The organism is Flavobacterium sp. UBA4854 (assembly GCF_002399805.1).
GTDB lineage: Bacteria > Bacteroidota > Bacteroidia > Flavobacteriales > Flavobacteriaceae > Flavobacterium > Flavobacterium ginsengisoli.
Genome location: NZ_DHEI01000105.1, coordinates 69,550 through 80,305, shown reverse-complemented (window position 1 = coordinate 80,305; position 10,756 = coordinate 69,550). Strand labels below are relative to the sequence as shown.

Here is a 10,756-nt window from a genome sequence, read left to right as displayed (position 1 = left end):
CTTTATCGCATTGTCATCGTTGAATTCTAAAAATGTTGTTTTTAATAAATACCAAGTTTTCGAAAAGATATTATGATTTTTCATTTGCTGATTTTTTGATATTCACTCAAATTTAAGCAATAATGAAAATTCCGTACTTCTTGGATTTTCGTTGAGTTTTACATTTTTCCCACTACCTACGAAATATTTCTAACGGAATATTTTTGCATCTATTATTTATAATGATAAAAAATCCCTTTATCATAAACAGTCCATAAACTCGCTTTTTGATTGGCAGCTTTTAGGGCATTATTAGCCCAAGTATTGCAAGTATAGAAAAGACTGTAACTTCCTTTAGCTTCATAGAAAGCATCTTTTTTTCCGTAACTGTGACCTTGAATCCATTCTGGATGAATTGGATTGCTAAAACTATTGGAGATGTAATTAACTAAATTTTGATAATTCTCTCTAGAAACTAAAATACGTTTACAATCGCCTCCTTCTCTTAACTGCTTAAAAAATGTAGCATGTACAGCAGATGAACTGATTCCGAAAGCGGCTTTAAAAGCTGTGCTTGCTTTTAAATCTGACCATTCTGGCGTTTCCAAATAAAAGCCTTTATCTCCCCAGCCAAAAGCGATATAATTCATCAACGAATCTTTTGATTGAGTTTGGCTGAATTGAATCTCATTTCTCCAATCTTTAACTTCATTTTTTATCGGAACCACAATATCGGTATGGACTCCGTTTGAAAGAATGTAGATAGGAACGGCATCTTGCTCTTCGACTTTTGCAATATCTGAATTGACTGTAATTTTTGAAATAATTAAAACAGAAGAAATATACAAAGCAAGAAAACTGAAAATTCCGAAAAGCGTCCAGCCTAGAATTTTAAATGATTTTTTTAGCATTTTGATTGGTTGATTTTAGATTAGTAATTGGTTATTTTTTCTGTAACCAATTTTTGAGCCAAAAATTTTTCAGTTGCTAAAATGAGACACGGATTTTACAGATTCGCTTTCGCGAAAGCGCAGATATAAACGGATTTTCATCTTATTTTTTTGTCTTCCTGAGCGAAGTCGAAAGACACGTAAGAAGCTCCATAAAACATTTCCATTCTTTGTGCGGGCTTCGACTTCGCTCAGCCTGACAAAGCAGAACTTTAATTTTTAAAGCATAAAAAAACTGCTGAATTCCTCCAGCAGTCTTAGTCTATTCTCTATGTTCTTTCTTCTTTTCTCTAAAAAAGACTAAACGTTAAAACGGAAATGCATTACATCACCATCTTTTACAATATATTCTTTTCCTTCAACTCTGAATTTTCCAGCTTCTTTTGCTTTTGCTTCAGAACCATAATGAACGTAATCGTCATATGAAATTACCTCTGCACGAATAAATCCTTTTTCAAAATCGGTGTGGATAACTCCTGCTGCTTGTGGTGCAGTTGCTCCAATATTGATTGTCCAAGCACGAACTTCTTTTACACCTGCTGTGAAGTAAGTTTGCTGTTTTAACAATTTGTAAGCCGCACGAATTAAAACTGATGCTCCTGGCTCTTCTAATCCCATATCTTCTAAGAAAACTTGACGCTCTTCGTAGCTTTCTAATTCTGTGATATCTGCCTCTGCACCTACAGAAAGTACAATAACTTCAGCTTCTTCGTCTTTTACTAATTCACGAACTTGATCAACATATTTGTTTCCGTTTACTGCTGAACTTTCGTCAACATTACAAACATATAAAACTGGTTTTGCTGTAATTAATTGGAAAGCTTCCATAAGAACTTCTTCATCATTGTTTTGAGGAACAATTGTTCTTGCAGATTTTGCCTGCAAAAGAGCTTCTCTAATTCTGTTTAATAAAGCTTCTTCTGCCTGAGCTTCTTTATTTCCGGTTTTAGCTGCACGTTTTACTTTTTCTAAACGTTTTTCAACAGTTTCTAAGTCTTTTAACTGCAATTCGATGTCGATAGTTTCTTTGTCACGAATTGGATTTACGTTTCCATCAACGTGCACAATGTTATCATTATCAAAACAACGCAAAACGTGAATAATTGCATTACACTCTCTAATGTTTCCTAAAAACTGGTTTCCAAGACCTTCACCTTTACTTGCTCCTTTTACCAAACCCGCAATATCTACGATATCTACAGTTGCCATTTGTACGCGCTCTGGTTTTACCAATTCTTCCAATTTATTAATTCTTGGATCTGGAACGTTTACAACACCAATATTAGGTTCGATTGTACAAAACGGAAAGTTAGCACTTTGCGCTTTTGCATTAGATAAACAATTAAATAATGTTGATTTTCCAACATTTGGTAATCCTACAATTCCTGCTTTCATCTGTTTGTTTCTATTTATTTTGTTCGGTCTTCTCTTTTAGACCTCAAACACTAAACATTGTTTTTTAGTGTGTTATGATTTATCCGATTTTCTGATTTCTGCCAAAATGATATTTTTTGGCATTAAAATTTTGCAAATATAAGATTTAATAGCTCTTGCGCGAATTAAAAATGTTCAATAATATAATTTTAGACATACGCAATATAATTTTTAAACAAATTATTAATTTTTTGTTAAAAAACATTACTTTTATAAAACTGATTAACAAAAAACAAACCAAAAAACCAAATACCATGAAAAAGATTGCATTATTGTTATTTCTGCTGAATTCAGCATTTCTCTTTGCACAAAAAGAGGTCTCGGGTCTTGTAAAAGACAAAACTGGAAATCCTCTTCCCGGTGTAAATATTGTCGAAAAGGGGACTTCAAATGGTGTTTCTACCGATTTTGAGGGTAGTTTTAGAATAAAAGTAAAAGAAGGTGCAACTTTAGTTTTTAGTTATGTAGGATTTTCAACAGTTGAAAAAACAGCTTCTGGAGATAAAATAAATGTTGTATTAAGCGAAAATGATGGTCAAGTTTTAAATGATGTTGTTGTCGTTGGTTCTAGAAATGCAAAAAGAACCGTAGTAAATTCTGCAGTTCCTATTGATGTAATCAATGTAAAAGATGTTACTACACAAAGCGGAAAAATCGAAATTAATCAGCTGTTGCAATATGTCGCTCCATCATTTAATGCCAATAAACAATCGGGATCTGATGGTGCCGATCACGTTGATCCAGCTTCTTTGAGAGGTATGGGACCTGATCAGACTTTGGTTTTAATTAACGGAAAAAGAAGACATCAATCTTCTCTAATCAATTTATTTGGAACTCGCGGACGTGGAAACACAGGAACAGATTTAAATGCCATTCCTGCCGCCTCTATCAAAAGAATTGAGATTCTGCGTGACGGTGCTTCTGCTCAATACGGTTCTGATGCCATTGCCGGAGTTATCAATATTGTAACCAATGACAACGTTGACGAATTAACGGGTTCCGTTACGTATGGCGTTTTTAACACACATGCAAAAGGTGATTTCTTGCCAGGAACTCCAAATACAAAAGGATTCAGATTGGATCAAAATGGAAATGGAAATTCATACGGTAAAGATCAAGATTTTGATGGAGGTTCTGTTAGAGTTGCTGCAAACTATGGAACCGGAATTGGCTCTAAAGGCGGTTATGTAAATGTTACAGGAGAATTTTTAAGCAAAAACAAAACTCTTAGACCTGCTTACGATTTCAGAAAAGGTTTTGGAGATGCTGAAATGACAGGCGTTAACTTGTTTGCCAATTTAGCAATTCCTATTTCTGACAAAACCGAATTTTATGCTTTTGGCGGAAGCAATTTTAGAGACACAGATGCATACGCTTTCACCAGAAATGATGGAGAAAGAGTTGTAGAATCTGTTTATCCAGGCGGATATACTCCAAGAATTACTTCTAAAATTAATGATAATTCGATCGCAGCAGGAATTAGAACCGAATCTTCTGGCGGATGGAAATTTGATTTGAGCAATACTTTTGGTAAAAACAAATTCCAATACGATATTAAAGGAACTATAAATGCTTCACTTGAAGAAAAATCTCCTCATGAATTTGACGCTGGAGGACACAGTTTACTTCAAAACACGACTAACTTTGATATTTCTAAAAATTACGAAAGTGTTTTAAGCGGTTTAAACGTTGCTTTTGGAGCAGAATTTAGAGTGGAACAATTTGAAATTTTTGCTGGCGAAGAAGGATCATATGCAACATATGACACGAATGGAGTACCAATTACCGATCCGACAACGCAAAGTGCACCTATTGACCCTGTAACGGGAGAACCAAGACCTGGAGGTTCGCAAGGTTTCCCAGGATATAGCCCTGCAAACGAAGTAAATAAAGACAGAACCAACTTCTCTCTTTACACTGATGCCGAATTGGATGTTACTGAAGCTTGGATGGTTAGTGGTGCTTTACGTTTTGAAAATTATAGTGATTTCGGAAGCACATTAAATGGAAAATTAGCCTCCAGGCTTAAAATTACAGATCACATAAATGCAAGAGGATCTGTTAGTACAGGTTTCCGTGCTCCATCTTTAGCCCAGATTTATTATAATTTGCGTTTTACCAACTTTAATGCAAGCGGAGCAACAGAAGTTTTACTAGCACCAAACGACAGCCCTGTAACAAGAGCGTTCGGAATTGAGAAATTAAATGAAGAAAAAGCAGTAAATGCTTCTCTAGGATTCACAGCTTCTTTTGGAGATTTTACAGCAACCGTTGATGGTTATTACATCAAAGTAAAAGATCGTATTGTATTGACCGGATATTTTGATGCAAGCTCTTTAAATTTAGGGGTTTCTGAAGCTCAATTTTTTGTAAATGGAGTTAACACAAGCACACATGGTTTGGATTTGGTTTTCTCTTGGAAGAAAAACTTTGATTTCGGTCAGTTTGGTGCAACTTTAGTTGGAAACATCAACGACATGAAAATTGACAAAGTAAAAAACGGTACGCTAGATGAATCTATTTTCTTCGGAAAACGTGAAAAAGCATTTTTATTGGCTTCAGCTCCAGACAATAAGTTTGGTTTAAACCTAACTTACGCAAAAAACAAGTTTGATGCTGGACTAGCTTTTACTCGTTTCAGCAAAGTAGTTTTGGTCGATTATGCCGATGAAGACGATGTTTATAATCCAAGATTAATTACTGATTTAACCATTGGATATCAGTTTACAAAAAGCCTAAAACTAACTCTAGGAAGCAACAACTTATTTAACGTATATCCAACTAAACAGGACGAACAAGGAAATACAGAAGCCGGAGGTTATTGGGATGCAGTACAAATGGGCTTCAGCGGAGCTTATTACTATGCTAGACTTGGATTTAATTTTTAATTATTTAAAAAAGGGCTTTAGTCTTTGCCTAACAACTTTATAAAGACAAAAAATCCTGAACATTATGTTCAGGATTTTTTTCTATTTATTTAATTACAATTTAAATTCTAAAGATGCGATGATAGCTTTTTCTTCATCAGTTGCTGTAAATCCCGAAATATCCCAATAATTAGTCAAGATTTTATTTTTCTTATTAAAGAGCGATTTTTCCTTGAAAACATCACTTTCATTATAGGTAAAATTTTGTTTATTGAAACCTGTTGTGATAAAACTATTTCTTACTTGCACATTTTTAGTTTTATCTTTTAGAACAACATTATAACCAATTTCTTCATTAGAACTCAATAAATAATAATCATTTCCGTCCCATCTATAGTTTACTTTAACAAACGATTTTGTAATGTTTTTATCTCCCTCTTTTGTCTTCTCTTCCACTTTATCAAGAGTCGCAGGAGTAACCGAAATGGTAAATTCTACTATAATTTTTTTCTCAGGATCGTAAATAATTTCAAAATTATCAATCGCTTCTTTGGCTTTATCCAAAGGAACAACTGACATTATGTAGTAATCTTTGTTTTTTGAATGTCCTTTGGTTGTAAAATCATATTCTTTTTTAGCTTTTGGATCTAATAATGGTTCTAAGTATTTAAAATTCGAGTAATTCTCCATTATATTATTCAAATTATACCCTTTCAAATCAGCACTTACATCTTCTTCTAGCAATCCGTACGAACGATTTTGTTCAACCAATAAAGTAGTTGCATTATTATTTTTATCAAATTGAAAATTTACCAATCCGTCATTATAATACGTATACTGATTGTCGAGCATAAAAAACTCTCTCACATATACTTTCTGTCTATGGGATATACTAATTTTCTTTGTAGAATTGTTAACCAATTTCTGCAGTATTTTTTCTGGAGATTCTTTAGATAAAACTACTTCATCTAATTTATTGTTTTTACTCTTTAAATAAACAACAAATTTTTGATCTCCATTTAAAGAAGTCCAGCGTACGGTCAAATCTTCATAATTAGTTTCAGAAACCTGAACATTAGATCCACCAGTCAGCATAAAAGTAACTTTTCCTTCTTCATTGCTCAATAAAATCTGCTGGGTTTTCATTATTTTAACTGTAGCATTTTGTATTGGCTCCATAGTCTCTATATCCTTAACAATAATAGAATACTCTTCGTTTTGCGCCAAAACACTTACATAGTTAAATAAAACAACAAATAAAAGTAGCATTTTCTTCATAGGCATTGTTATTTTTTCAACTAAAGTATTAATTTTTTAACAATAAATCAACACTCAAAAATTTAAAACATTAGCTATCAAAAAATTACCTTTTAAAAATACCTGAAATCAGGATAAAAAAAATCCTGAGTTTTTCAACTCAGGATTCTATAATTTATCAAACAAATATTCTTACTCGTTATGTAAGAAAGCTTGTCTTTCTAATAGAGTTTCTTCGTCTTCAACGTGATTGTCATCAGGTACACAACAGTCAACAGGACAAACAGCAGCACACTGCGGTTCATCATGAAAACCTTTACATTCTGTACATTTTCCAGGTACAATATAATAGATCTCATCAGAAATTGGAGTTTGCGCATCATCAGCGTCTACTTCAGTTCCGTCAGGTAAAACAATTTTTCCAGAAAGACTAGTTCCGTCTTTATATCTCCAATCATCTGCTCCTTCATATATTGCTGTATTTGGGCACTCTGGTTCGCAAGCCCCGCAATTGATGCATTCGTCAGTTATAATAATTGCCATCTTTTTATTTTTCTTAAAGTTAAAAGTCGTATAGTCTCATCGTCCGAAAAAAGTACACAAAAGACATTCTTTGCTTTTGACTTGATGACTTTTGACTTTCGACTTAATTATGCTTATTTTTGTGCAAAATTACAATCAAAACAATTCATAAACAAACATTATGACATTAGAAACAAAAAAAAGTGTTTTTGTTGAATTAGGAAAATTTTTAAGTCAGTTTTCTGAAGACGCTTCTGCGCAAAAATCTGACGTCTTATATAATGATCTCTTTTTTGATGATTTCAATAACCTGATTCATTTATCGCAATCTCATAATGGATGGTATACTCCTGAACAGGTATATTTCTCTATACAATCTTGGGCTGAAGCTTTAACAAAAGAAAATATAGACAAATGGCTTTCGGTTTATAACATTGAAGAGAATAATGAGAATCAAAAAACTATTGCTTTGATTTTAGCAGGAAATATTCCGTTAGTAGGTTTCCATGATTTCTTATCGGTTTTAATTACAGGCAACAAAGCTTTAATCAAAACTTCTTCAAACGACCAGCATTTATTACCATTTTTAGCTAAATATTTAATTGCTGTTGATGAAAATTTGAAAGATAAAATCACTTTCGTAGAAGGAAAACTACAAAATTTTGATGCTGTAATTGCAACTGGAAGCAACAATACTTCTCGTTATTTTGAATATTATTTCAAAGACAAACCTTCAATCATTCGTAAAAACAGAAATTCGGCAGCGATTTTAACCGGAAAAGAAACTAACGAAGATTTAGAAGCATTGGGCGAAGATATTTTTAGATATTTTGGTTTAGGATGTCGAAATGTTTCCAAGCTTTTTATTCCAAAAAACTATACTTTCGATGCTTTTTTCCAAGCCATGTTCAAATATCAAGATGTTATCCATTATGAAAAATACGCTAATAATTATGATTATAATAAAGCTGTATTTTTAATGAGTAATTTCAAATTACTAGACAACGGATTCTTGACTTTAAAAGAAGATTCAAGCTACGCTTCGCCTATTTCTAGTGTTTTTTATGAATACTACGAAAACCTTGAAGATCTAGAAAAACGCCTTCAGGAAGACACAGATCAAATTCAATGCATTGTTAGCAGTAATTTAACTACAAATAGTATTGCATTTGGCGAAACGCAAAAACCGCAATTGTGGGATTACGCAGATAATGTCGATACTATAACGTTTTTGTTAACAACAAAGTAATAAATTGTTTAATTATTTCGAATATTTTAACGCTTTTTCGGCTCTTATTACCGAAATTTGCGTCTTTAAAATTTTCGACTATTAACAACAACCATGAAAAAACACAACTACAGCGCAGGACCAAGTATTTTACCTCAGGAAGTTTTTGAGAAGGCATCAAAAGCAATTTTAAATTTTAATGATTCAGGGTTATCTATTCTTGAAATCTCGCACCGAAGCAAAGATTTCGTTGCAGTTATGGAGGAGGCTCGTTCCCTTGCTTTAGAATTATTAGGACTTCAAGGAAAAGGTTATCAGGCTTTATTTTTACAAGGTGGTGCCAGCACAGCATTCTTAATGGCTCCATACAACTTAATGAAAGAAAACGGAAAAGCAGCTTATTTAGATTCGGGAACGTGGGCAACTGCAGCAATCAAAGAAGCAAAACTTTTCGGTGATACTGTTGTCGTAGCTTCTTCAAAAGAAGACAATTATACTTATGTTCCAAAAGGTTACGAAATTCCAGCTGATGCTGATTATTTCCACTGCACAAGCAACAATACTATCTTTGGAACTCAAATGAAAGATTTTCCAGCAACAAACGTACCTGTTGTTTGTGATATGAGTTCTGATATTTTTTCACGTGAATTAGATTTTTCTAAATTCGACTTAATCTATGCTGGAGCTCAAAAAAATATGGGCCCTGCTGGAACTACATTGGTAGTAGTTAAAGAAGAAATCTTAGGCAAAAACGGAAGAACAATTCCTAGTATGCTAGATTACGCTAAACACATTAAAGGAGAAAGTATGTACAATACTCCACCTGTATTTGCTGTTTACGTTTCTCTTTTAACTTTACAATGGATTAAAGAAAAAGGCGGAATCGCTGCTGTAGAAAAATTAAACAACGCTAAAGCAGAATTACTTTACGCTGAAATCGACAGAAACCCATTGTTCAAAGGCGCTGCTGCAGTAGAAGATCGTTCAAATATGAACGTAACTTTCTTATTGAACAATCCTGAACACACGGAAACTTTTGATGCTTTATGGAAAGCTGCAAACATTTCTGGATTGCCAGGACACCGTTCTGTAGGTGGTTACAGAGCTTCAATCTACAACGCTATGCCAATTGAAAGCGTTCAGGTTTTAGTTGATGTAATGAAAGCTTTGGAAACTAAAGTTTAATTTTTTTTCGGTTAATCGTTAATTTGTTTAACTGTTTAATCGTAAAAACATTTCCTTTAGAAAAATATCAAAAAAGAAAAAATTAAAAATTGGTTTATCGATTAAACAAATAAACGGTTCACCAAATAAACAATAAACACACAATGAAAGTATTAGCAAATGACGGAATTTCTAAAAGCGGAATTCTAGCCTTAGAAAAAGGTGGATTTGAAGTTATAACTACAAAAGTAGCTCAAGAACAAGTAGCTAACTATATCAATGAAAATAATGTTGACGTAATTTTAGTTCGTAGTGCAACTAAAGTTCGTAAAGATATAATCGACGCTTGTCCTGGCATCAAAATCATCGGTCGTGGTGGTGTTGGTATGGATAATATCGATGTGGATTATGCTAAAAGCAAAGGAATTCATGTAATTAATACTCCAGCTTCATCTTCAGAATCTGTTGCTGAATTAGTTTTCGGTCACTTATTCAATGGTGTACGTTTTTTGCATGATTCTAACAGAAATATGCCTCTAGAAGGAGATTCAAACTTTGATGGTTTGAAAAAAGCATATGCTAACGGAACTGAATTAAGAGGAAAAACTTTAGGTATTGTTGGTATTGGTCGTATCGGACAAGCTACTGCAAAAATGGCTCTTGGTTTAGGAATGAAAGTTATTGCAGCTGATAGTTTTATTCCTCAAGTTGATGTAAAAGTTGAATTTTTCGACGGACAATCAATTACAACTACAATCGTTTCCCAATCTTTAGAGTCTTTATTTAAAGAAGCTGATTTCATTACATTGCACGTTCCTGCTCAAAATGGTTATATCATTGGAGAAAAAGAACTTGAAATCATGAAAGATGGTGTTGGAATCGTGAATTGTGCTCGTGGTGGTGTTATTGATGAAGTAGCTTTGGTAAAAGCTTTAGATTCAGGAAAAGTTGCTTTTGCTGGTTTAGATGTTTTCGAAAACGAACCAAAACCAGAAATGGCAATCTTAATGCACTCTAAAATTTCATTAACTCCGCACATTGGAGCTGCGACTGGAGAAGCACAAGACAGAATTGGTACTGAATTAGCATCACAAATTATCACTTTGTTAAGCTAATCACTTATAATTAAATTACTTGCAAAGGGATTTATTAACATTGTTTAATAAATCCCTTTCTTTTTTTGTTTAAATTTGAGTTCTAATCTAAATCCTAAAAATCATGTTTGAACAATTAACTCAATTAGTGCAACAATATGGAGGCGATGCAGTTGTAAACAATAACGCTGTCCCAAATGAACATAACGAAGCTGTTATTAGCGAAACCAGCAATTCTATTTTTGAAGGATTAAAAAAGAT

The 10,756-nt window shown here is 33.3% G+C and carries 8 protein-coding genes; 4 read left to right on the top strand and 4 right to left on the bottom strand.

Annotated features, from left to right (window positions below; all coding sequences use genetic code 11):
- Positions 1-212: 212 nt before the first annotated feature.
- Both B3J44_RS15700 and ychF read right to left on the bottom strand, forming a co-directional pair.
- The gene (locus tag B3J44_RS15700) at positions 213-890 is read right to left on the bottom strand and encodes a TIGR02117 family protein (RefSeq protein ID WP_286969533.1); all 678 of its coding nucleotides are present in this window, start codon (positions 888-890) and stop codon (positions 213-215) included.
- Positions 891-1,229: 339 nt separating this feature from the next.
- A complete protein-coding gene (ychF, locus tag B3J44_RS15695; protein WP_177210201.1) occupies positions 1,230-2,324 on the bottom strand; it encodes a redox-regulated ATPase YchF in 1,095 nt (364 codons plus the stop codon).
- A gap of 293 nt (positions 2,325-2,617) precedes the next feature.
- Between ychF and B3J44_RS15690 the strand changes: the two genes are divergently transcribed.
- Positions 2,618-5,251: a TonB-dependent receptor gene (locus B3J44_RS15690; protein ID WP_286969530.1), complete on the top strand. Its 2,634-nt coding sequence runs from the start codon at positions 2,618-2,620 to the stop codon at positions 5,249-5,251.
- 93 nt (positions 5,252-5,344) lie between these two features.
- Here the strand turns inward: B3J44_RS15690 and B3J44_RS15685 are convergent, their stop codons facing one another.
- Together B3J44_RS15685 and B3J44_RS15680 are read right to left on the bottom strand one after the other, a co-directional pair.
- Positions 5,345-6,508 carry a hypothetical protein gene (locus tag B3J44_RS15685; RefSeq protein WP_286969528.1) on the bottom strand — a complete coding sequence of 388 codons (1,164 nt, stop codon included), beginning with the start codon at positions 6,506-6,508 and terminating at the stop codon, positions 5,345-5,347.
- Positions 6,509-6,679: 171 nt separating this feature from the next.
- A complete protein-coding gene (locus B3J44_RS15680; protein WP_111366760.1) occupies positions 6,680-7,030 on the bottom strand; it encodes a 4Fe-4S dicluster domain-containing protein in 351 nt (116 codons plus the stop codon).
- A gap of 160 nt (positions 7,031-7,190) precedes the next feature.
- On the opposite strand from B3J44_RS15680, the gene B3J44_RS15675 reads away from it, so the two are divergent.
- From B3J44_RS15675 to B3J44_RS15665, 3 genes are all read left to right on the top strand, one after another.
- Positions 7,191-8,258, top strand: coding sequence for an acyl-CoA reductase (locus B3J44_RS15675; RefSeq protein WP_286969524.1), 1,068 nt, complete (start codon positions 7,191-7,193; stop codon positions 8,256-8,258).
- A 93-nt stretch (positions 8,259-8,351) separates the two neighbouring features.
- Entirely contained in the window at positions 8,352-9,422 is a 1,071-nt protein-coding gene (serC, locus tag B3J44_RS15670) for a 3-phosphoserine/phosphohydroxythreonine transaminase (RefSeq protein WP_286969522.1), read from the top strand.
- A 143-nt stretch (positions 9,423-9,565) separates the two neighbouring features.
- Positions 9,566-10,516, top strand: a complete 951-nt coding sequence (locus tag B3J44_RS15665; RefSeq protein ID WP_198857090.1) for a D-2-hydroxyacid dehydrogenase — start codon at positions 9,566-9,568, stop codon at positions 10,514-10,516.
- Positions 10,517-10,756 lie beyond the last annotated feature (240 nt).